This window comes from Acinetobacter sp. TGL-Y2 (assembly GCF_001612555.1).
Classification (GTDB): Bacteria; Pseudomonadota; Gammaproteobacteria; order Pseudomonadales; family Moraxellaceae; genus Acinetobacter.
On the sequence record NZ_CP015110.1, the window covers coordinates 2,829,347 to 2,852,120 of the forward strand.

The 22,774-nt window shown below is 42.0% G+C and carries 17 protein-coding genes and 1 pseudogene; 11 read left to right on the plus strand and 7 right to left on the minus strand.

Annotation, left to right across the window (positions count from 1 at the left end; all coding sequences use genetic code 11):
- Positions 1-60: 60 nt before the first annotated feature.
- Positions 61-552 carry an acetolactate synthase small subunit gene (gene ilvN, locus AMD27_RS13515; RefSeq protein ID WP_067661455.1) on the minus strand — a complete coding sequence of 164 codons (492 nt, stop codon included), beginning with the start codon at positions 550-552 and terminating at the stop codon, positions 61-63.
- A complete protein-coding gene (locus AMD27_RS13520; RefSeq protein ID WP_067661457.1) occupies positions 549-2,276 on the minus strand; it encodes an acetolactate synthase 3 large subunit in 1,728 nt (575 codons plus the stop codon). Before AMD27_RS13520 ends, ilvN begins: the two co-directional genes overlap by 4 nt.
- 571 nt (positions 2,277-2,847) lie before the next feature.
- On the opposite strand from AMD27_RS13520, the pseudogene AMD27_RS19195 reads away from it, so the two are divergent.
- The 8 genes and pseudogenes from AMD27_RS19195 (at position 2,848) to AMD27_RS13560 (ending at position 13,693) form a co-directional block, all read left to right on the plus strand.
- Positions 2,848-3,203, plus strand: a pseudogene (locus tag AMD27_RS19195) (DUF4124 domain-containing protein).
- A 138-nt stretch (positions 3,204-3,341) separates the two neighbouring features.
- Positions 3,342-5,963 carry a leucine--tRNA ligase gene (gene leuS, locus AMD27_RS13530; RefSeq protein WP_067661463.1) on the plus strand — a complete coding sequence of 874 codons (2,622 nt, stop codon included), beginning with the start codon at positions 3,342-3,344 and terminating at the stop codon, positions 5,961-5,963.
- 188 nt (positions 5,964-6,151) lie between these two features.
- Positions 6,152-6,715 (plus strand): LPS assembly lipoprotein LptE, encoded by a 564-nt coding sequence (gene lptE / locus AMD27_RS13535; protein ID WP_067661466.1) that lies wholly within the window; start codon positions 6,152-6,154, stop codon positions 6,713-6,715.
- A 12-nt stretch (positions 6,716-6,727) separates the two neighbouring features.
- Positions 6,728-7,717: a DNA polymerase III subunit delta gene (gene holA / locus AMD27_RS13540; protein WP_067661468.1), complete on the plus strand. Its 990-nt coding sequence runs from the start codon at positions 6,728-6,730 to the stop codon at positions 7,715-7,717.
- Between the two features lie 123 nt (positions 7,718-7,840).
- Positions 7,841-9,208: a MacA family efflux pump subunit gene (locus tag AMD27_RS13545; RefSeq protein ID WP_067661470.1), complete on the plus strand. Its 1,368-nt coding sequence runs from the start codon at positions 7,841-7,843 to the stop codon at positions 9,206-9,208.
- A gap of 2 nt (positions 9,209-9,210) precedes the next feature.
- Positions 9,211-11,190 (plus strand): MacB family efflux pump subunit, encoded by a 1,980-nt coding sequence (locus tag AMD27_RS13550; protein ID WP_067661472.1) that lies wholly within the window; start codon positions 9,211-9,213, stop codon positions 11,188-11,190.
- A 10-nt stretch (positions 11,191-11,200) separates the two neighbouring features.
- A complete protein-coding gene (locus tag AMD27_RS13555; protein WP_067661474.1) occupies positions 11,201-12,622 on the plus strand; it encodes an efflux transporter outer membrane subunit in 1,422 nt (473 codons plus the stop codon).
- A gap of 207 nt (positions 12,623-12,829) precedes the next feature.
- Positions 12,830-13,693: a tetratricopeptide repeat protein gene (locus AMD27_RS13560; RefSeq protein WP_067661476.1), complete on the plus strand. Its 864-nt coding sequence runs from the start codon at positions 12,830-12,832 to the stop codon at positions 13,691-13,693.
- Positions 13,694-13,738: 45 nt separating this feature from the next.
- Here AMD27_RS13560 and AMD27_RS13565 read toward each other — a convergent pair whose 3' ends face one another.
- The 5 genes from AMD27_RS13565 to orn all read right to left on the minus strand — a co-directional run bounded on the left by AMD27_RS13565 (position 13,739) and on the right by orn (position 20,807).
- Positions 13,739-15,085, minus strand: a complete 1,347-nt coding sequence (locus AMD27_RS13565) for a lytic transglycosylase (protein ID WP_067661478.1) — start codon at positions 15,083-15,085, stop codon at positions 13,739-13,741.
- The gene (locus AMD27_RS13570) at positions 15,075-17,867 is read right to left on the minus strand and encodes a type VI secretion system Vgr family protein (RefSeq protein ID WP_067661480.1); all 2,793 of its coding nucleotides are present in this window, start codon (positions 17,865-17,867) and stop codon (positions 15,075-15,077) included. The genes AMD27_RS13565 and AMD27_RS13570 overlap by 11 nt, the downstream gene beginning before the upstream one ends.
- A gap of 256 nt (positions 17,868-18,123) precedes the next feature.
- Positions 18,124-18,927, minus strand: a complete 804-nt coding sequence (locus tag AMD27_RS13575; protein WP_067661482.1) for an enoyl-ACP reductase FabI — start codon at positions 18,925-18,927, stop codon at positions 18,124-18,126.
- A gap of 241 nt (positions 18,928-19,168) precedes the next feature.
- A complete protein-coding gene (locus tag AMD27_RS13585) occupies positions 19,169-19,903 on the minus strand; it encodes a Bax inhibitor-1/YccA family membrane protein (RefSeq protein WP_067661486.1) in 735 nt (244 codons plus the stop codon).
- Positions 19,904-20,252: 349 nt separating this feature from the next.
- Complete coding sequence (orn, locus tag AMD27_RS13590; protein WP_067661488.1) at positions 20,253-20,807, minus strand: oligoribonuclease; 555 nt, start codon at positions 20,805-20,807, stop codon at positions 20,253-20,255.
- Between the two features lie 124 nt (positions 20,808-20,931).
- Between orn and rsgA the strand changes: the two genes are divergently transcribed.
- From rsgA to grxC, 3 genes are all read left to right on the plus strand, one after another.
- On the plus strand, positions 20,932-21,993 hold the full coding sequence (rsgA, locus tag AMD27_RS13595) for a ribosome small subunit-dependent GTPase A (RefSeq protein WP_067661491.1): 1,062 nt from the start codon (positions 20,932-20,934) through the stop codon (positions 21,991-21,993).
- A 92-nt stretch (positions 21,994-22,085) separates the two neighbouring features.
- The gene (locus tag AMD27_RS13600) at positions 22,086-22,499 is read left to right on the plus strand and encodes a rhodanese-like domain-containing protein (RefSeq protein WP_067661493.1); all 414 of its coding nucleotides are present in this window, start codon (positions 22,086-22,088) and stop codon (positions 22,497-22,499) included.
- Positions 22,500-22,509: 10 nt separating this feature from the next.
- Positions 22,510-22,767, plus strand: coding sequence for a glutaredoxin 3 (gene grxC / locus AMD27_RS13605; protein WP_067661495.1), 258 nt, complete (start codon positions 22,510-22,512; stop codon positions 22,765-22,767).
- The last annotated feature ends 7 nt before the right edge of the window (positions 22,768-22,774 follow it).

A 22,774-nucleotide genomic window follows, 5' to 3' on the forward strand; every position in this document is an offset into this window, starting at 1 on the left:
AAAAGAGAGGTAGAATCTGTTAATAGAATTTTGAATCTTTTTTAATCTCAAAATATGAGTTTAAAGTGTTAAAACTTTTTCACCACGTGCGATGCCTGAAACACCAGAACGCACAACTTCTAAAATGGTGTTCTCTGCCAGAGCATCAATAAAACCATCAATTTTTTCAGTCGTTCCCGCTACCTGAATGGTATAGGTCGTTGGTGTTACATCAACCACTTGTCCACGGAAAATATCCGCAGTGCGTTTAATTTCATCACGTGCAGCACCCAATGCTTTGACTTTAACCAGCATCAGTTCACGTTCAATGTGCGCACCTTCTGACAAATCAACCACTTTCACCACTTCAACCAATTTATTGAGTTGCTTGGTGATTTGTTCAATTTTATGGTCATCACCATAAGTGGTTAAAGTCAAACGCGACATCGTTGGGTCTTCGGTGGGTGCAACGTTCAACGTTTCGATGTTGTAGCCACGTTGAGAAAATAACCCGACAAAACGTGACAGCGCACCTGCTTCGTTCTCCATGAGAACTGAAATTATATGTCTCATGAAGTGCGCTCCCCTTTTGCTAACCACATATCTTGTAAAGACTGACCTGCAATGAGCATTGGATACACATGCTCAGCACGATCTACCATCACGTTAATAAATACGCATTTGTCGTTAATCGCCATTGCTTCAGCAAGTTTGCTTTCTAACTCATCGGAATGGTCAATTTGAATACCCACATGACCGTACGCTTCCATAAGCTTGCCAAAATCAGGCAATGACTCAACATAAGAGCTAGAGTGACGACCTTCATAATTCATGTCTTGCCACTGTTTAACCATACCCAAAGCACGGTTGTTCAAGCATAAAATTTTGACATTTAAGCCATACTGCTTACAGGTCGAAAGTTCTTGGATACACATCTGAATCGATGCTTCACCCGTAATACACACCACTTGTTGATCTGGAAATGCAAGCTTCGCAGCCATGGCATACGGCAAACCTACACCCATCGTGCCCAAACCGCCTGAGTTAATCCATTGACGAGGACGTGTATAGGTATAATAAAGCGCACCAAACATCTGATGTTGACCCACGTCAGAAGTAATAATGGCTTGGCTATGGGTAATTTTGTCTAATGCTTGAACCACTTGTTGTGGCTTTATTACCCCATCAACGCCTGCCTCATAGCGTAAACCATGCACTTTGCGCCATTCATTAATTTGCGCCCACCAATCACTGATTACATCAGGATTCGGCTTAGATACATTTAATTGTTTTAACTGCGCGAGCATTTCTTGTAGCACAGGTTCAACTGCACCCACAATTGGAATGTGCGCCATAATAGTTTTTGAAATCGTCGCTGGGTCGATATCAATATGAATCACTTTTGCGTTTGGACAGAATTTTGCAGGGTTATTGGTCACACGGTCATCAAAGCGCGCGCCCACACACAAAATCAAATCTGCATTGTGCATGGTCATGTTGGCTTCATATGTGCCATGCATACCCAGCATACCCACAAATTGCGGATCATTCCCCGGGAATGCACCCAAACCCATCAGGGTATTGGTCACAGGGTAATTCAGTAAGTGCGCAAGTTCAGTCAGTAAAGCAGAGGCATTGCCTTGAACCACCCCACCACCCGAATAAATAATCGGACGTTTGGCGTTGATCAGCTCATCAATTGCTTTGCGAATTTGACCCGTATGACCACGATGCGGTGGTTGATACGAACGCATCTTTATTTTTTCTGGATATTCGTAAGCAAATTTATCAATTGGATTGGTCACATCTTTAGGAATATCAACCACCACAGGACCCGGACGACCTGAAGATGCAATATAAAATGCTTTTTTAATAATGGTTGGAATTTCGCTTGCATGACGAACTTGGAAACTGTGTTTTACGATTGGACGAGAAACACCCACCATATCCGTTTCTTGGAATGCATCTTCGCCAATTAAATGCGATGCAACTTGCCCAGACAAAATCACCATGGGGATTGAGTCCATATAAGCCGTTGCAATTGGCGTTACGGTATTGGTTGCCCCTGGACCAGATGTGACAAGAACCACACCTGTTTTACCTGTTACGCGTGAGTATGCATCTGCCATATGACCGGCAGCTTGCTCATGACGCACGAGGTAATGATTAATTCTTTCTTGTTGAAAAAGCGCATCATAAATATGTAAAACTGCGCCGCCTGGATACCCAAAAACATGTTCAACGCCTTCGTCCGCTAATGCACGAACCAGCATTTCACCACCAGATAAAAGTTCCAACGTATTCACCCTTAATCTTTTCCACGATGTTTATGGGAGACATAAACCGTGATTCATTAATCATTTGTATGCAATGTTATAGCACACATATTTCTTAGTTTTTGCTGTAATAAAAAAATTTTCTGGTGCACAACCGTTTGAGTTGCGACTGCATAATCAAGATGTTGGGATAAACATATTGCTGCGATTTCATCTTCTCGGCTTAGAGCAGATGTTATTACAAGCTATGGACTTCATTCGAAGGGTGATCGAATAAAATATATAAAACTAGAGCAGCATTTTTAGTTATTTTGACGATCAAAGTCAAGGTTTCAATCGTGGTTTTTATTGTTTATTTACCAAGCGGCTGATTTACAACCTATAACTTTTTATTGAATGATTTATAAAAATTAATTCAATGACTTATAAGATTATAAATTTAAAAAGGAATTATAATTCACTGCGTTCAATCGTTTAAAATAAAATCAGAATTCACAGACAAAGAAAGCATCTTATAATGGTTTTTAGATTTGCTTCTCATCCCTGCCGTTCTGGCATTTTTAAGGTCATACAGATGAAAATAAACAACTGGATAAAAATAATTACCTTAAGCACCAGCTTTACTGGCCTCGCTTTTTTCAGCATCGCCAGCAGCTCAGCTAAAGAATACTATAAATGGGTCGACAGTAAGGGTTCGACCATTACACCACCACACCACCACCCAAAACTGCCAAAAAGAAGGGCAAGGTCGACACTTATGGCTGGCGAGGAGAAACAACGACCACGCCTAGCCCTACTAGTTCTAGTCCTAACCCAGAAAATCAACAAACTCCTGCGCCAACTGGCAGTTCGATCCCTCCAATGGATCAGCAGCAACGTGAGGCCAATGAAGCCTTGCAACGCGCAAACCCTGTCACGGATTCAAGATCCATCCAAGCACCTCAATGACCCGATGTGACTTGAATAGATGCGATTGGCTCGTTTAATTCATTTTTTAAACATAATCCGCATTGCAAAATTCACTTTTAGGTGCGTTTTGCGCTATGCTGTGCAACAAACTTTTCACCGTAATTCACTAATACGTTTATGACTAATCACATTGACCCTGAATATTTAGCGAGTGCGATTGAGCCTCAAGTCCAACAAGATTGGGAATCTCGCAAAACCTTTAAAGTTGCCGACACTGTAGAAGGTCCGCGTCGCTATATCCTCTCTATGTTCCCTTACCCAAGTGGCAAGCTGCATATGGGTCATGTGCGTAACTATACGATTGGTGACGTCATCAGCCGTTTTCACCGTCTAAAAGGCGAAACCGTCATGCAACCGATGGGTTGGGATGCGTTTGGCTTACCTGCGGAAAACGCTGCCATTGCACATCAAGTTGCTCCGGCAAAGTGGACTTTTGAAAATATTGATTACATGCGTAATCAGCTGAAAAAATTAGGTTTAGCGGTGGATTGGGATCGCGAATTTGCGACCTGCACCCCAGAATACTACCGCTGGGAACAATGGTTATTTGTTCAGCTTTATAAAAAAGGCTTGATCTATCGTAAACTTTCAACCGTGAACTGGGATCCAGTCGATCAAACCGTTTTGGCAAATGAACAAGTTGAAAATGGTCGTGGCTGGCGCTCTGGTGCACTGGTTGAAAAACGCGATATTCCCATGTATTACTTCCGCATCACAGATTATGCGCAAGAATTACTGGACGATTTAGACACGCTCAAAGACGGTTGGCCACAACAAGTGCTGACCATGCAGCGCAACTGGATTGGTCGCTCACAAGGGATGGACATCACCTTCCCTTCAGCGAACCCAGACCTGTATGAAGATAGCTTAACTGTATTTACCACTCGTGCTGACACGTTAATGGGTGTGACTTATGTTGCGGTTGCAGCAGAACATCCAATGGCGCTTAAAGCAGCCGAGAATAACGCTGAACTTGCTGCCTTCATTGAAGAATGCCGTATGGGTTCTGTGGCAGAAGCAGATCTTGCGACTGCTGAGAAAAAAGGCATGGCAACCGGTTTGTCTGTGAAGCATCCTGTCACAGGCGAAGACGTACCTGTTTGGATTGCCAACTACGTCCTCATGTCGTACGGTTCAGGCGCAGTGATGGCGGTTCCTGCTCATGACGAACGTGACTTCGAATTTGCCAACAAATATGGCTTAAGCATTCAGCAAGTGATTGATGCCAAAGGCGCAGAAGATAGCGATTTTGATGCCACCACTTGGCAAGAATGGTATGGCTCTAAAGATGGCAAATTGGTCAATTCAGGTGAATTTGACGGCTTAGATTTACAAGGGGCGTATGATGCTTTCCTTGCAAAACTAGAACCGACTGAACTTGCACATTCTAAAGTTCAATTCCGTCTACGTGACTGGGGTGTATCTCGCCAGCGTTATTGGGGTTGTCCGATTCCAATGATCAACTGTGACAAATGTGGTCAAGTGCCAGTACCTGAAGATCAACTTCCTGTGGTACTGCCTACGGATGTGGTACCAGATGGTTCAGGTAATCCACTGAATAAAATGCCTGAATTCTATGAAACCACATGCCCTTGCTGTGGTGGATATGCACGTCGTGAAACCGATACATTGGATACCTTTGTAGAATCTTCTTGGTATTACGCACGTTATGCATCACCTGATTTTACGGGTGGTATGGTTGATCCTGCTGCGGGTCAAACGTGGTTGCCTGTAAACCAATATATCGGTGGTGTTGAACATGCAATTCTGCACTTACTCTATGCACGCTTCTTCCATAAACTCATGCGTGATGAAGGGGTGGTACAAGGCAACGAGCCATTCACCAATTTGCTGACTCAAGGTATGGTGCTTGCAGATACCTACTACCGTGAAGCAGAATCAGGTAAGAAAACATGGTTTAACCCTGCGGATATTGATCTTGAGCGTGATGAAAAAGGTCGTATTCTGTCTGCCAAATACCAAGGCGACAATCAAGAGGTTGTCGTTGGCGGTCAAGAAAAAATGTCGAAATCGAAAAATAATGGTATCGATCCGCAATCGATTATTGACCAGTACGGCGCAGACACTGCACGTGTATTCATGATGTTCGCAGCACCACCAGATCAATCGCTTGAATGGTCAGATGCAGGCGTTGAAGGCGCAAACCGTTTCTTGAAACGTGTATGGCGTTTGGCGACAGGCTTCCTTGAAAAAGCTAACAATGCCTCAAATATCGACAAAGCTGCACTTTCAACTGCTGCACAAGATTTACGTCGTAAAACGCACGAAACCATCCAGAAAGTAGGTGATGACATCGAACGTCGTCATGCATTTAACACTGCGATTGCAGCGATGATGGAACTTCTCAACGCGAACAATAAATTTGAAGCAAACGATGACAATGACGTGGCTGTTGCGCGTGAGTCAATCACCACGCTTTTAACTTTACTTGCCCCATTTGCACCGCATTTAAGCCAAACATTATTGGCTGAATTTGGTATTGAGTTAGAAAATGTATTGTTCCCTGCGGTGGATGAGTCTGCATTAACACGCAATACGCAAACCATTGTGGTTCAGGTGAATGGCAAACTTCGTGGCAAATTAGACGTTGCAGTTGATATCTCGAAAGATGAGATTCTAGCACTTGCGAAAGCATTACCTGAAATTCAGCAGTTCTTGACGGGTCCGACCAAGAAAGAGATTGTGGTGCCGAATAAGTTAGTGAATTTGGTGGTTTAGGAATCCCTCCTCTTGCGAAGCATCGCTTCTCACCTTTAAAAAGGGAGGCTTTCCCCTCTTTATTAAAGAGGGGTTAGGGGTGATTTCACAATTCCCAAACAAAGCCCGTTGCCAGCCAACGGGCTTTGCACATACAATCACGATATAAATTTATCTTCCTTTTTGGGAATATATACAGAGGATCAAACATGCATTTGGGCAAACGTTTAGCAGCTGTTGTTTTAACTTTGGGCTTAAGTGCGGGCTTTGTCGGCTGTGGCTTCCATTTAAAAGGAACCAATCCAACAGCTACACCCTTGGTCTATACCAAATTACAACTCATTTTGCCTGCCAACACCTCAGAGCTTGAAAAGAAACTCAGCGTGTATTTAACCGCAACAGGTGTTCAATTGAGCAATGCCAATGATACCTATGTACTGCGTGTTTTAGACTACAAGCCTGTACGTCATGAGTTGAACGGCAGTTTGATTGAAGTGTTATTACGTTTGTCTGTAACCTTCCAAATTGAAGACCGCCAAGGCAACCCTATTACCGAGCCACGTACTTTAACCGCTTCACGCAGTTACCAATACGACGTTGCAACGGTCAACACAGATGATCAACAAAATAAATATTTAAGCCAGATTTTAATTGATGACATTGCACAGCAAATGTCACGTCAAATTGCAGCCAACCGTCTACCAAAAGCTCAGGTGAATGTTCAACTGCCCGTACAGCAAAATTTTCAACCTGCTCAATCTGAAAACCCATAAGTTCGATTTAGCATGAAAATAGATTATCTCCAAGCGCTGAAACGCTTAGATCAAGCCCGTGGCGCATGGATCTTACATGGTCAAGAGCCATTGCTTGAGCAAAATTTGCTGGATGCTTTTCGTAAAAACTGGGCCACACATCAAATTGAGCGTGAACGCTATGACATTAACAGCGTCAGTGATTGGAAAAATGTGTTTCATGCACTTAACAGCTTGTCGCTGTTTTCACAAAATTTAGCCATTGAAGTGCATGGCAATATCAAACCCGATGCCAGCACACTCAAACTGCTTAAACACTATATTCAGCATAATGAACACAATTTGCTGTTGATCATTATGCCGAAGCAAGACAGCGGTAGTTTAAAGTCGGCTTTTTTTCAAGTGGTCGAAGCCAATGGCGTGGTGGTTGCCCTCACAGCAAACTACGCCCAAGACCGTCAAAGAATCTTGGCAGTAGAAGCTGAAAAACTGGGGATTCAGCTGAATCAAGATGCATGGCAATGGCTTGAAGCCCATCATGAGCATAACTTACTGGCCGCGAAAAATAGCCTGATGCGTGTGGCAGACACCTTTCCTGAGCTATCTCAGATTCAGATTGAACAGTTGCACGAATGTTTGCAGGATCAATCTCGCTATACGACTTTTGACTTAAGTGATGCCATGATTTCAGGTAATCTTGCGCAGTCGATTAAAACCTTTCAATATCTGATTGAATCTGGCGAACCCTATAGCCTGATTTTGTGGACCTTGAGTAAAGAGATGCGTTTATTGATGCAACTTTTTGAGCAGCCGCACAATGCATTACAGCTGGGCATTTGGAAAAACAAAGTCAGTACGTATCAACAAGCCTTGAGACGTTTAAACCCGCAGCAATTCTTAAGCTGGCCCGCGCTTTTACTCCGAATTGATGCCGCAATTAAAGGCAAAAGCCAAGAAAATCCAGCACATTTGATTCAGCAATGCATTGCCGAACTCTGTGGCAAAACCTTATTTCCCGCGTAAAAGATCCTAAACACCTCCAAACACATTCATATTAATTTTCATTGCGATATTTAAAAAAATTCACGTTTAATCCTTATTTCAACCTTATAATTTGAACAATTTTTTAATGTTTTCAATATTGCCATGCAAAAAATAAAACCAATGAAATTGATTATTGCAGCCGTCGTCGTTGCTGTGGCTCTTGCTGCTTGGTATTTCTTCAAACCTAAAGATGAAAAACCGCAGTACATTACTGCAGAGGTCAGTCGTGGGGATATTGAAAACTCTGTGCTGGCAACGGGTATCCTTGAAGCCACCAAAATGGTGAGCGTCGGTGCGCAGGTATCGGGTCAAGTCAAAAAGATGTATGTGAAATTGGGTGACCAAGTCAAACAAGGTCAATTGATTGCTCAGATTGATTCGGTTCGTCAAGAAAATGACTTAAAAACAGCAGAAGCCAGCATTAAAAATCAACAAGCGCAGTTAACTGTAAAACAAGCCAATTTGGCGAAAGTGGAAGCAGAATACAAACGTCAACAAGCGATGTATGCACAAGATGCAACCTCTCGTGCAGAACTCGAGTCTGCTCTGGCAAGCTATAAAACTGCGCAAGCTGATATTGTGGCCATTAACGCGCAGATCGAGCAATCGCGTTTAAGTTTAGCGACCACCAAAGAAGACTTGGGCTACACCCAAATTGTGGCACCTATGGATGGTACAATCGTTGCGATTGTGACTGAAGAAGGTCAAACCGTAAACGCCAACCAAAGCGCACCGACCATTGTAAAATTGGCGAAGCTTGACACCATGACCGTAAAAGCTGAAATCTCTGAAGCCGACGTGATGCGTGTGCAAGAAGGCCAAACGGTTTATTTCACTACACTGGGTAACAATGACAAAAAACACTATGCCACTTTGCGTCAAGTTGAACCTGCACCGAATTCAATCAATACTGAAACCAACAACAGCTCAACCTCATCAAGTACTGCCGTATATTACAACGCGTTATTTGATGTGCCAAATGAAGATGGTCAGTTACGTATTGATATGACTGCTCAGGTTTATATTGTGTTGGCAGAAGCTAAAAATGCTTTGACCATTCCATCAGCGGCAGTACAGACATCAAATCGCCCACAACGTGGACGCGGTCAAAATTCCACAGAAGGTTCAAATGCAGAACGTACCGAACGCCCAGCTCGCGCTGAACGTAATGCTGAGCAAAGCGCTGAACGTGCTGTGGGGGAACGTCCAAAACGTCTAGAATTGAATGATCAGGAAAAACAGTTGGTTGCACAAGGTAAAGCGTCTGTATCTATGGTTCGCGTTTTACAAGCAGATGGATCAGCAAAAGCAACGCCTGTCTTAATTGGTTTAAACAACCGCGCAACAGCACAAGTGATTCGTGGTTTGAAAGAAGGCGATCAAGTGGTGATTGCAGATGGTTCTGATACCTCAAATGATGCCGCTAAACGTAGTGCTCGCGGTGGTAGCGCTGGTCCAATGAGAATGTAATCATGACTCAACATCAGCAGCCTCTGCTTGAGGTCAAGAATTTGATTCGTGAATTCCCTGCGGGCGAATCTACGGTTCAAATTCTAAAAGGCGTAAATTTAGAAATTTACCCCGGAGAGTTGGTTGCCATTGTGGGTCAATCAGGCTCTGGTAAATCAACACTCATGAATATCTTGGGTTGTCTCGATAAACCAACCCACGGTAGTTACAAAGTCAAAGGTCGTGAAACACTCGAACTTGAGCCCGATGAACTGGCAAAGTTACGCCGTGAGTATTTTGGTTTTATTTTCCAGCGTTATCATCTGCTGGGTGACTTAAATGCCGCTGGCAACGTTGAAGTACCTTCGATTTATGCCGGTGCAGATGCGTCTGAACGTCAACAGCGTGCCAAAGATATCCTGACCGATTTAGGTTTGGGTGATAAAACCCAAAACCGTCCCAGTCAGTTATCGGGGGGGCAGCAGCAACGTGTCTCTATTGCCCGTGCTTTGATGAATGGCGGTGACGTGATTCTGGCCGATGAACCGACAGGTGCATTGGATAAGAACAGCGGTATAGAAGTGATGCGTATTTTGCGTGAACTCAATGCCAAGGGTCATACCATTATTTTGGTGACCCATGACCATAACGTCGCTAAAAATGCCACGCGTATTATTGAAATTTCTGACGGTAATATCATTTCAGATGAACCGAATATTCCCGAAACAGATGATGCGCCACTTGAAAAACACGCACTGGTGCGAACCGAGCAAAAGAAAATCTCATCTTGGCGTTCGGCATTTGATCGCTTAGGTGAAGCTTTCCGTATGGCACTCCTTGCCATGAATGCGCATCGGATGCGGACCTTCTTGACTATGCTCGGGATTATTATTGGTATCGCCTCGGTGGTGTCTGTCGTTGCACTGGGCAATGGTTCACAGAAACAAATTTTAGAAAATATCAGCAGTCTGGGAACGAACACCATTACCGTGTATCAAGGTCGTGGTTTTGGTGATAATTCACGATCCTCTCAAAGTAAAACTCTAATTCCTGCCGATGCAGACGCATTGTCTGAACAACCCTATGTCGATGGTGTCAGTCCTTCGGTCAACAGCAGTGTCACGGGTCGCTTTAAAGACATTGAAGCCTCGACTACTGTTAACGGTGTGAGCGAAGACTTCTTCTATGTCAAAGGTTTAACCTTTCAATCAGGTCAACCCTTTGATAGGCATAGCGTAACGCAGCAAGCACAAGATGTGGTGATTGACGACAACACCAAGAACACCTTTTTTGCCGATGGCAGTAATCCTGTTGGTCAAGTGATTCTACTCGGTAGCGTACCAAGCCGTATTATTGGGGTGATTGATGCGCAAAAGAGCATGATGGGTAATTCTGATAGTTTAAACGTGTATCTGCCCTACTCGACTGTCATGAGCCGTATGCTCGGTCAATCGAATGTGCGTAGCATTATTGTCCGTGTCAAAGATGAATACCCGAGTGCTGCTGCTGAAAATGCCATTTTGAATTTATTGGTTCAGCGTCATGGCGCACAGGATGTATTTACCCAGAACTCAGACAGTATTCGTGAAACCATTCAACAAACCACCCAGACAATGACGCTATTGGTCTCTGCAATTGCAGTGATTTCACTGGTGGTCGGTGGTATTGGGGTGATGAACATTATGTTGGTGTCTGTGACAGAACGTACGCAAGAAATTGGGGTACGCATGGCGGTAGGTGCCCGTCAAAGTGACATTTTGCAACAGTTTTTGATTGAAGCGGTACTGGTGTGTATTTTGGGCGGTATTTTAGGGGTGCTGTTATCTCTAGGTATTGGTCAGCTGATTACGCATTTTGCAGGTGGAACATTCCAAATGGCGTATTCAACTACCTCGATTGTGGCTGCATTTATTTGCTCTAGCCTGATTGGAATTGTATTTGGGTTTATTCCTGCACGTAATGCTGCACGCTTGAACCCAGTCGACGCCCTGTCTAGAGAATAAGGAAAATACTATGCATCATCATATGAATTTAACGAAACTTGTCACTGCCTTAATCCTCACAAGTTCTCTAGTAGGGTGTGTGGCTATGGTCAAAACGCCTTATGAACAACCGACCGTCAATATTCCGCAAGGCTTTGAAAATAGCAAAGTGACCGCGAAACAAGTACATGCAGATGCCTATGCAGATCAGTGGTGGACACTGTTTAATGATGCTCAGTTGAATAGCCTTGTGAATCAAGTCTTAAGCGTGAATTCAGATTTAGCTGTGGCGGGAATCAATTTACAGCAGGCACGGATTCAAGCCAGACAAAGCCAAAGTCAGCAAGGGGTTCGGATTGGATCTGCGGGTGCTTCTGTCGGACATCGTTTTAGCTTAGATGGCGATGGAGATTCATCCAATGGCATTTCGCTGAATTATCCGGGCTTAAGCTATGAGCTTGATTTGTTCGGCAAGCTTGCCAATCAAACCGAAGCTTCACGGTGGGAAGCGCTTGCCACAGAGCAAGACTTACAAGCTACAGCGCAAAGTTTAATTGCCACCACCGCCAATTTGTACTGGCAGTTGGGTTATTTAAATGAGCGCTATGCCGTTGCACAGCAGAACCTAGCCAGTACCCAAAAAACCTATGAGTTGGTTCGCATTCAGTACCGTGCAGGTGCAGTCTCTGGACTGGATTTAACCTCAGCTGAGCAAGCGGTACAAAGCCAACGTGCAACCTTAAGTCAAATTGAACAGCAGAAAGTTGAAACTCGAACTGCGATTGCAGTATTGCTGAATCAACCTGTACAGCAACTAAATATGGCTGAACCGCAGCGCCTGCCACGCAATGCATTACCACGGATTGCTTCAGGGTTACCTGCGGAGTTATTGTCACGCCGACCTGACTTAAATGCCTCTGAACTACGTTTACGTAAAGCACTTGCCAATAAAGATGCCAATAAAGCCAGTTATTACCCTTCTGTTAGTCTGACAGGTAGTATTTCAACGGCTGGTTCAAGTACCTCACTGAGTAATGTGTTGTCCAATCCTGCTGCAATATTAGGTGCGGGTTTATCTCTTCCATTTTTACAGTGGAATGATATGAAGCGTGATTTGAAAGTGAATGAACTTGAGTATGAAAAGTCGATTATTCAGTATCGTCAAACGCTGTATCAAGCTTTTGCAGATGTGGAAAATGCCTTGTCTGCCCGTAATGAAATCGATAAGCAAGTGGCTCTACAAGAGCGTAATGTTCAGCTTGCTGAAAAGACTGAACAGTTGACCCAAGTACGTTATAAAAATGGTGCTGTGGCACTGAAGAATTTGATTGATGCTCAACGTACCACACGTGAGGCACGTTTGAGTTTAGTTCAAACTAAACAGACCCAATACAATGCTTATGTGACCTTGTTGCAAGCTTTGGGTGGAAGCCCGATTCAACAGTTGCCTTGATATTTTCAAAAGCCCGAAAGGGCTTTAATTTAAAGTAAAAATTCTTAAGCAACCCAACTGAAAAGATGATTTAAAATCAAATATATACAATAATTCAATAAAAAATCTCAATAAACACACAAATCCCTTAACATTTATAAAAAAACAACCAAATACACATCCAATCTAATGTAAAATTATTGGAAAAAGTTAACTAGTAATTAAACTATGAAAAAATTATATCCTTTGTTATTTTGCTTTTTCTTAGCTGCTTGTAGTGACAGTAATTCTGTTGCTGGTACTGATTTAAATGTAAAACAATCAATTTCTGAATCACAACAGGATGTTTTAATTAAACAGGCTACTGATCTCATCAACGCTAGTAAAGAAGAGCAAGCTCTACCTATTTTAATAAAGTTAGCTAATGCTGGTAATCCTAAAGCTCAAAATCAAGTAGGTTTAATGTATCAATATGGGTACGGAATAAATCAACAAAGCACAATAGATCTTGTTAAAGCAAAATATTGGCTAGAACAAGCTGTAAATCAAAATTATCCAGTTGCGATTCACAATCTCGCGGCATTGATTTACAAGGAAGCAACTACTGATGGCGAGTTTGAAACAGCTCTCAACTTATTTATTAAAGCTGCAACTTTAAACCATTATGAATCATACAATTTTATCGGAAATTACTATAATGAAGGCTTAATTTATCCTAAAAATTTCAAAAAAGCCGTTGAAAGTTATAAGATAGCTGCAGATAAAAATAATGCTTCAGGTCAGTTCAACATGGGGCAAGCATACTATTACGGTGAAGGGGTTGGCCAAGACTATAAAGTTGCTTTTGATTGGTATCAAAAGGCTGCTAATCAAGGTTATGATTTAGCTTATATCCAACTTTCCCGATACTATGAAAAAGGCCTACTAGTTCCTACAAACATATCAAAAGCTATTAAACTACTGGAAAAACCCGCTAAAAATGGTGAACCTACAGCCCAGTATAATTTAGCTATTCTTTATAAAAACGAAAACAACCTCGATAAATTTAATTATTGGAAAGAAGTTTACTCCACTAACCCAAAAGTAGAATAATTTCTCAAGCACATTTAAAATGCAAAATTAAATGTGCTTTTTTAACTATTTAAAGCTACTAGGATTTTTTTTGAGCTTTCCTGTTTCTAAAATAAAAATAGGAACAGTAATCCCAATGGCTTTTTGGGCTTTAGGATTTGGTATTAAATCGCCTTTACTTTTTTTGCCAAGTTCAAAACTAGATACCCCTCCTCGTCCTTTTAAATCTTTTGTTTCTCCCGTATCTATATCTTTAGTCTTAGATTCAACATTCACAAACCCAGCTTCATAAATATCCATATTTACAGTATTTGAAAAACTCTTTCCTGCTCCTGTTAACTCCGACACATGTTTTGCATTGACACGCACATTGCTACCCGTTACGCTAAAAGAAAGCTCTTCATTAATTTTTTTCTTTTCACCATCATGTAAATTAACAGCTTTTTTGTCTAAGTTTCCAGCAGCACTCGTTGTATAATATAACATCCAGTTTCCCCTTTGATCCCAAGCAATGCCTAGCTCAAAGGAAGATCCTAGGAATTCCCAAACTGAAGCGCCTATTGATACACCAATCTGACGTGTGAATTCAGCTTGAAAAGAAATTGAAGGATATCCCTTCAAAGTTAGGGCATGTTTTATTTTTGCCTCTTCAGTCTTATAAAATAACTTGGCACTATGATTTATTAACTTTAATAATGTACCAGCTTTGAGGTTATTTCCGTTCGCAAGTTTATTATCTTTTATTATATTCCCTTCGGATAGTGAGAATTTTTTTGCAATACTAGAGACTGTATCTTCAGAATTAACAATATAATCAAGATCTAAATAATATTGCTTATCAGGTTTAAAAATTTGTATTTCCGGTGCTTTTTTATTTCCAATATAAATTTTTTGACCTACGCGGAGCTGAGATGCATCTTTAATATTATTATTTTCCATCAATTCAGAAATATTTTTCTTAAATTTCTTAGAAATTGTTAACAAAGTATCCCCATTTTTAACTTGATAAAAATCGCTCTTATTATTTCCATTAGTTTCTTTTACTTTTGTTTCAAATTTTGTATTAATTAAAGGGAGCTCAATTTCAAATTCACGTAATACAGATGCTGACACTGTTTTTAGTTTATATTCATCATTAGTCTCATCCCAAACCGCAAATCTAACAATTGTCCAATTTTTATATTTATTTGATTTTCCTTTAACTGAAATTACCACAATTCCATAATCACTTGGTGCTAAAAACTCAACTGTCTCTCCTAAGTGATTGCTTAATTTCCCTTCATGTTCTTTATAATGAATTATCGAACTATAAATTGCATTAGGATTCTTACGAAAAGTAACTCTATAAGCAATCCCCTGAACAGCACCATTACCCTTATGATATTTAAATCTTATTTTAAACCTATCTTTCATTTTCTAAATCCATATCATCAATTTCAAGAATAACTTCTAGCTCATCCATTTCATTAGTGAAAAATCTTGCCGTCCTACCCCGCTCATCTAAATACCCCTCATAAAAACTTCCATCTTTTTTATAAGCTCTGTATCTAGTATTTAAAAAGTCTTGTGCTAAAACAGCTGAAGAAAAATCAATTCGATTACTATATTTTTTTGTTTCTTTATCTATTAATGGTAATTGAGGAATTTTATACTCTTTTTTAGCCCCACTAATAAACTTATGCTGCCCCGCCTTTGCCTCAAACTTTCCACCTGTGGTTGGAAATATACCTGAAGCATTGATCTTAATCTGTGAGCCACCCGCGGTTAAATTAATCTCTTGCGGGCTGGTAATATAAACCGTGTCTTCCGTTGAAATAATCTGAATCCCTTTGCGGGCAATCAGATCCAGTGCATCACCCTGTGCTTGTACTTCTATTTTACCTTTAGCTGCATATAGCCGCGCACCTTCTTGTGCTGCAAATAAACTGATCTTTTGACTCGCATGAGCAATTAACGATTTTTGCGTGGAAATATTCATACTATCCCCTGCACTCTGGCTAATCTGTCCATCTGCTGAAAGATGAATGTCTTCATTAGAACTTACAGCAATCGAATTTGGTGAGGCTAAGACCATAACCGCAGATTTGAATGCATCGGCTTTCGCTTGATCTTCTTTTGCCAAATTCTCAATAAAGCCTTGGATATTTTCTAAAACCTCAAGCGGATCAGTCTGCTGATTCTTCGCCACTTCACTTAAGGCTTTAGCGTTGTTATGTGAGCTTTCAAGTTGGCTCTTCGGTTCACTTGCAGCCAAGTGATGGCCACTGGCTTCACCTTGGGCGTGTGTGCTTAGCAGTAAACCTTGCCCTGCTCTGATTCCACCCCATTGATCCGTTCTCAGCTCAAAACCTTCTCCGCGTCCTTCACTGGTCTCGGTCTCTTTGGGGTGACTGAGATTACCTAAGTTAAGCTGACTTGCGCCATGGCTGCTTTGTAGTTGGGTTGAGATTTGTCCAGTGGTGTCATCAAATCTGAGTTGGCCGTAACCTTCGCCTTGAACTTCTTTGGAACGGATGCCTGCCAGTTTTTTCGTGTCAGGGAGTTGCCCTTTGATGTCAAACTTCGTTGGGCTGCGTTGTGCTTCGTGAATCCGTCCCACCACAAAGGGTCGGTCGATGTTGCCGTCAAAGAAGTCAATGACCACGATTTCATCTATACGCGGTAGGAAACGTGCCCCGTAGCCTTCGCCTGCCCATGGGGTTAAGACATCCACCCAGGCTGAATCGGTGTCGTTGTTGTTGGAGCCTGCGCCACCATCGGCTTGGTTGTCCTCGGCTCTTGAGAACAGGAAGCGGACTTTGATGCGTCCCCATTCATCGACATGAATTTCTTCGCCACTTGGCCCCACCACTTTGGCGCGTTGTGGATGCGCTGCTGGGCGGTGCTCGAGCGGGTTATATTCTGGAACAGTGGGAATGTTGCGGCGTTGGAGCGTTAAGCTGTTGCCTTGGCGTTCTGCTTGGTGGTGTTCGCGTTTGAAGTTGCTGTTCCAGTGGCTTTGGCTGATCAGTTGGTTGATCTGTTCATTCAAGTCTTTGGGCAGGTTGTTTTGGTTGTAGTAGTGCTTCGCTGTGATCAGAAACTCTTTGTCTGAACCACTATGTTGATCAATCTCTGGGTGTTCGCTCAGTTCAAACCAGTAGCCGACTTGGGTATCGCGTACTGTAGATTGGGCAATGAATTGTTTGCTTTGCGCATCGTAGTAGTTGCTGAGGTTTTGGTTCAGTTTCTCAATTTGGCTGTTGTTTGAAGCTGTCGCTTGATCTTCACCTTTCAGGTCTTGCATCCAGGCTGGGCTGACGTGCCATGCTTGTTCTAAGCCCAGACTGGCATTGTCTTGATTGTTGCTGTGTTGGTGTTTGCTTTGGACGGTGCCTGCGCCTTCTTCTTGTTCTAATACATCAGATTGCCAGCGTTGTACATGCACAGCAGTGGGTTGGAGTGTGCGTTGTCCGATAAAGCTGGTGATGCTGTCTTGTTGTTCTGTGGCACTGCTGCGGTGGAAGCGGATGTTTCTACGTTCAAGCGCTTGGTATTGGCTGTTGTCGTCAATTAGGCGGAGTTTCTGCGCTTCAATCGGGCTTGCTGATGTGGCAACGATGGCTTGGGCTTCGTCAATAAGCCAATTGATACCCTCGCTTCGGAGCAATCGCGTAATAAAATCATAATCCGTTTCATTGCTTTGCATGATGAAGGGACGGACATCGTAGTGTTGCTGCAGACCACTGAGGTCTAGACTTAAGCTCGATGCAAACAGTGGACTTTTGTTTTGCCATTCTTGGAACAAAGTTTCGACCACCTCAACCGCAGACTTATTCATAAACACGCGGCTGTTACGGCGTTTATGCCAGAGTGCGGTGGGGTCTGACAGCGTTAGTTTATAAAGGGTGAGAGATCCATCACTTTGCCCTTGAGCGGCTTCAGTGATGATGCCGGTGCTACGAAACAGTATGCCTTGGTCGGTCACTTGGTCGACTGCGACTTGACAGCCTATAAACTGTTTTAGAGAAATCGTCGCATTGGTGGACAGGCAGATCAGTTCGGCAGTTGAACCTTGGTTCAATGCATGCTGTCCGTCTATACGCTGTAAAAATACTTCAGTGTTTAATGCAGGATTAGAAAATTGTACGTGAATGGCACGTTTTTGAGCGCTTAACCCCAATTGCTCTAATGCTGAAAATATATTGGCAATCATAATTATTATCTATATCAAATAAAGTGTTTAATCTTCGTTATTTAATCAAAAAAATGACTTAAAAAATAGGTTTTAAATCACTTAAATTGTTTTAAAATGTAAAAAAGTCGACAATATTTAGCCGACTTTTTATTCAAATCAAATACTTAAAGGCCAAGTACTAACGTTCAAAGATTCATTTTTAAATCCTGATTTTAAACATGAGTTTTCAAATATTAATCTTTAAAACATCACTTTTGAACCTTAATCTTTAACTTTAATCTTCGAGCATTAACTCAGCACTCATACCTACGGTATTAAAACCCGCATCAACATACATGATTTCACCCGTAATGCCATTCGCCCATGGAGAACAGAGGAATAATGCCGCATTACCCACATCTTCAATGGTCACATTACGTTTTAAGGGTGAAATTTTTTCATTGACGTCAAGCATTTTGCGGAAAGATTTAATGCCAGATGCTGCAAGCGTGCGGATTGGACCTGCCGAAATTGCATTTACACGAATGCCGTCCTGACCCAAACTTGATGCCAAGTAACGTACACCTGCTTCTAAAGAGGCTTTTGCCATACCCATCACGTTGTAGTTCGGCATGACGCGCTCTGAACCTTGATAAGTCAAAGTGAGTAAACAACCTTGACGCACTTGAAGCAGTGGCTTTGCAGCACGAGCCATCGCAATAAAGCTATAGGCACTGATGTCATGTGCCACTTTAAAACCATCACGATCCGTTACATCGGTAAAATCACCATCTAAGGTATGCGCTGGCGCAAAACCAATAGAATGCACCACACCATCTAAGCCGTCCCAATGTTTTGCAAGTTCTGTAAACGCTTGCTCAATATCAGCATCCACAGCAACATCGCATGGAAAAACCAGTTTTGAACCAAACTGTTCAGCAAAGTCATCTACACGTTTTTTTAATTTTTCATTTGGATAAGTAAAAGCAAGTTCCGCACCTTCGCGATGTAAAGCTTGTGCAATACCAAAAGCAATCGATAGCTTGCTTGCAATACCTGCGATGAGAAAACGCTTACCCGCCAATAATCCTTGTGCCATGTGACTCTCACTCAAAAATAATTTTCATGCATCATGCCAAGTCTAAAGCAATTCTGAAATTGCATAATGCGCCTATTTTCAAAAATTTGTTAAATGCTGTCTTGTGGGCTACATTCAAATACTCTTTTAATTTAACTCAAAAAAGTAAAAAAGACCAAATGATCAATCACTTGGTCTTTTATAAATGCTTTAAAATAATACAATAACTTAAGCTAGCCTATAAATAAAACATAGCTAAAAATTAGTCATCACTGCCTAAAAAGCCCAGCAACCGTAAGAATGAAAAATACATCCAGACCAATGTTGCCAGTAATGCAATACCACACAACCATTCCATGGCTTTAGGCGCTTGCTGAGCTGCTGCAGATTCAATCAAGTCGAAGTCTAAAATTAAGCTGAGTGACGCAATAATCGCAACAAAAGCTGCAAACCCAATACCCAACCAGTTATTTTCAAACACATAAGGAATGCTTGAACTAAATGCTAGGCTCATGATGAACTGAACAATAAACACCAATCCAATGGCAATCGATGCTGAGATAATGACCGATTTAAATTTTTCAGTGGCACGGATAATGCCCGCGCGGTACAGACCGAACATCACCAAGGTGGTAATAAAAGTGGCAAGCAATGCTTTGACTGGAACGCCTGGGTATTTCATTTGAAAAATCATGGAAATACCACCCAAAAATGCACCTTCGAATAATGCATAAGGAATAGCAAGCGTACGTGCAGTATTCGGCTTAAAGGTGGTCACTAAAGCCAAAACAAAACCACCAATTGCCCCGACCAATGCTGCGCCATAAGCCAGCGACACGTTCATGCTGAGTAGGCAATACACAAATAACGATAGACCGACGGCCGCCGCAATCAAGGTGAGTAAAATAGATTTTTGAATGGCACCCTGAACCGTCATCGGTTGGCTCAAGTCACTATAGGTTTCAACTCGGGTTAAAATGGGGTTATTACTTTGCATATTGATCTCTTTTTTATCATTTATAGAGGAAAACTGGCACTGAGGAAGATTGGATCTACTTCATCATGAATTGAAGCCATACCCCAGTTGTTTTTGTAAATTGGATTTAAAAAAATATTGTGCTCAATCATTATAACTGAAGTTGGGCAAAATCAAAAAAGAGACCCGAGAGTCTCCTTATTTTTGACACATAGAGCAACATGAGCATTCTTTCCTTGTTGATACGGCCTGTTTATTCTCCCCTATAGGATCAAACAAACGGATTCATGAAAGAACACTACTGTTTCGCTATTTAACTTTCAATTCAATTTTTAACCGTGTTTATCGTGTGGCGTAAACACATTTAAACTTATGAATTCATGATAAAGAAATATTGGCGATAGTATTTCAATTCTGCGATTGAGTCACGAATATCATCCATCGCCAAGTGCGATGCATTTTTCTTTAAACCACTCATGATTTCTGGACGCCAGCGTTTTGCAAGCTCTTTTACAGAGGATACATCTAAGTTGCGATAGTGGAAATACTGTTCCAACTCAGGCATTAAACGGTGCATAAAGCGACGATCTTGGCAAATCGAGTTTCCACACATTGGTGATGTTTTCGGATCAACCCATTTCTTTAAGAAATCAATAGTTTGTTGCTCAGCATCTTGCGCTGTCAATTTACTACGACGAACACGTTCAATGAGGCCCGACTGACCGTGTTGTTTGGTATTCCACTCATCCATCGCATTTAAAGTAATGTTCGATTGGTGAATGGCAAGCACTGGACCTTCAGCAAGAATATTTAAGTTGTCGTCAGTGACAATCGTCGCAATTTCGATGATTTTGTCATTGTCTGTGTCTAAACCTGTCATCTCAAGGTCGATCCAAATTAAGCGTGTATCAGGCGTGCTGCTCATAAAGTACAATCTTATGGAATTAAATAAAGATGAATACTAGCAAATTAAACAGATCTTGGCTGTAATTCCATGGCTCATCATGCTATTTTTGCCATCTCAATTTCATGGTTTTATCAGGTTATGAATGGCTTTAATTCGTAAACGTCGCTTGACTGAACAGCAGCAACGCCGCATTCAGAAGCAACATAAGACACGTCAAGAAGACTTAGATACGTCTGATGATTTAGAAGGTCTTGTCGTACAACATTATGGACGCCAACTCGAAGTACAAGCACTTTCAGTTCCAGAAGAGCATCCGCTACAGCCTGAAGTCAAAGCCGGTGAACCCGATCCGTTCTGGAAATCGATTGAACTGGGCAGTGTCTGGCGTTGTCACACGCGGACCAATTTAGAGCTTTTGGTGACTGGTGACCGGGTTAAATGGCAAGCCGACCCCAATACCGGTTTAGGTATTATTACCGCGATTCAGCCTCGTCGTTCACTGCTGACCCGGCCTGATCGTTATCATAAAGTGAAGCCTGTTGCCGCCAATATCAGTTTAATCGTGATTGTGATTGCACCCTTACCTGAACCCGCGCCAACGCTGATTGACCGCTATTTGGTGGCATGTGCGGATGCAGATATCCCGGCTCTGTTGGTGTTAAACAAGTGCGACTTGTTGCTGGAAAATGATGATCCGAGACTGAAACTGCTCGAAGAATACAGAGCTTTGGGGTATGAGTGTATGCTCACCCAAGCTGACAGTGATTTTGCTGAGTTAAAACAACGTCTAGATAATGAAACCGTCGCTTTTGTGGGTCAGTCAGGGGTGGGTAAAAGCACCATGATTAATGCCATCGTTCCAGATGCTGCGCAGAAGACCAATATCATTTCTGAAAACTCAGCTCTAGGTCAACACACCACGACGTCAACACGTCTCATTCGTTTCGGTGAAAATGGCGCTTTAATTGACTCACCCGGAATTCGTGAATTTGGTTTGTGGCATTTAGATCACCATAAAATTGACCACGGTTTCCCTGAAATTTCAGCTTTAATTGGACATTGCCAATACCGCAACTGTACGCATACGCATGAAAAGCAATGTGCGATTAAACAGGCCGTTGAAGCGAACGAGGTTTTAGCTCGACGCTTGGACAGTTATTTACGCTTGGTCGATGAAATTACTGAGGCGCAACAAAAAAATTAGTTTTCTTTGTTGGAAGCCTTGAAGCAGTGATTTTGATCACCATATATATACGCTATACTCAGCGCAGTTTTTAATTTGTAATTAGGTGATTTGTGGAACGTTTGTTCGAATTTATGGGGAATCACCCCTTTTTGTTTGCAATTTTAGCGGGCTTAATTGTTTTGTTCTTCGTATTCGAAGGCCAACGTAATGGTCGTAAAATTTCACCACAATCGCTGGGCATTTTAGTGAAAGCTAAAAATGCGATGTTGATTGATTTACGTGATGCCAAAGACTTCCGTGAAGGTCATGTCAGCGGTAGCCGCAACATTCCCTATAGCCAAATTTCAAGCCATATTGAAGAATTAAAAACTGCAGACCGTCCTTTGGTCTTCATTTGTAACTTAGGTCAAGTTGCGGGTACTGCACTTCAACAAGTGGGTCATGCTGACAGTTACCGCTTAGATGGCGGAATTAGTAACTGGAAAGCACAAGGCCTGCCATTGGTTAAAGCCAAGAAAGCTTAAGGAATTTAATATGACTGCTCAAGTGACTATTTATTCTACAAATATGTGTCCATATTGCGTTCGTGCAAAGCAACTTCTTGAACGTAAAGGCATTGAATATAAAGAAGTAAATTTATCCAAAGAAGCATCAGAAGTTCGTCTTGAACTCATGCAAAAGACCAACCATCGTACTGTGCCACAAATTTTTATTAAAGATCAATTCATCGGTGGTTTCGACCAGCTTTATGCTTTAGAGCGTGAAGGTAAACTAGACGAATTATTGGCATAAATCACTT

Excerpts from the sequence above, each read along its gene's own strand:
- ilvN (WP_067661455.1), bottom strand. The coding sequence starts at position 552 with ATGAGACATATAATTTCAGTTCTCATGGAGAACGAAGCAGGTGCGCTG.
- leuS (WP_067661463.1), top strand. The coding sequence starts at position 3,342 with ATGACTAATCACATTGACCCTGAATATTTAGCGAGTGCGATTGAGCCT.
- lptE (WP_067661466.1), top strand. The coding sequence starts at position 6,152 with ATGCATTTGGGCAAACGTTTAGCAGCTGTTGTTTTAACTTTGGGCTTA.
- holA (WP_067661468.1), top strand. The coding sequence starts at position 6,728 with ATGAAAATAGATTATCTCCAAGCGCTGAAACGCTTAGATCAAGCCCGT.
- AMD27_RS13545 (WP_067661470.1), top strand. The coding sequence starts at position 7,841 with ATGCAAAAAATAAAACCAATGAAATTGATTATTGCAGCCGTCGTCGTT.
- AMD27_RS13550 (WP_067661472.1), top strand. The coding sequence starts at position 9,211 with ATGACTCAACATCAGCAGCCTCTGCTTGAGGTCAAGAATTTGATTCGT.
- AMD27_RS13555 (WP_067661474.1), top strand. The coding sequence starts at position 11,201 with ATGCATCATCATATGAATTTAACGAAACTTGTCACTGCCTTAATCCTC.
- AMD27_RS13560 (WP_067661476.1), top strand. The coding sequence starts at position 12,830 with ATGAAAAAATTATATCCTTTGTTATTTTGCTTTTTCTTAGCTGCTTGT.
- AMD27_RS13565 (WP_067661478.1), bottom strand. The coding sequence starts at position 15,085 with ATGAAAGATAGGTTTAAAATAAGATTTAAATATCATAAGGGTAATGGT.
- AMD27_RS13570 (WP_067661480.1), bottom strand. The coding sequence starts at position 17,867 with ATGATTGCCAATATATTTTCAGCATTAGAGCAATTGGGGTTAAGCGCT.
- AMD27_RS13575 (WP_067661482.1), bottom strand. The coding sequence starts at position 18,927 with ATGGCACAAGGATTATTGGCGGGTAAGCGTTTTCTCATCGCAGGTATT.
- AMD27_RS13585 (WP_067661486.1), bottom strand. The coding sequence starts at position 19,903 with ATGCAAAGTAATAACCCCATTTTAACCCGAGTTGAAACCTATAGTGAC.
- orn (WP_067661488.1), bottom strand. The coding sequence starts at position 20,807 with ATGAGCAGCACGCCTGATACACGCTTAATTTGGATCGACCTTGAGATG.
- rsgA (WP_067661491.1), top strand. The coding sequence starts at position 20,932 with ATGGCTTTAATTCGTAAACGTCGCTTGACTGAACAGCAGCAACGCCGC.
- grxC (WP_067661495.1), top strand. The coding sequence starts at position 22,510 with ATGACTGCTCAAGTGACTATTTATTCTACAAATATGTGTCCATATTGC.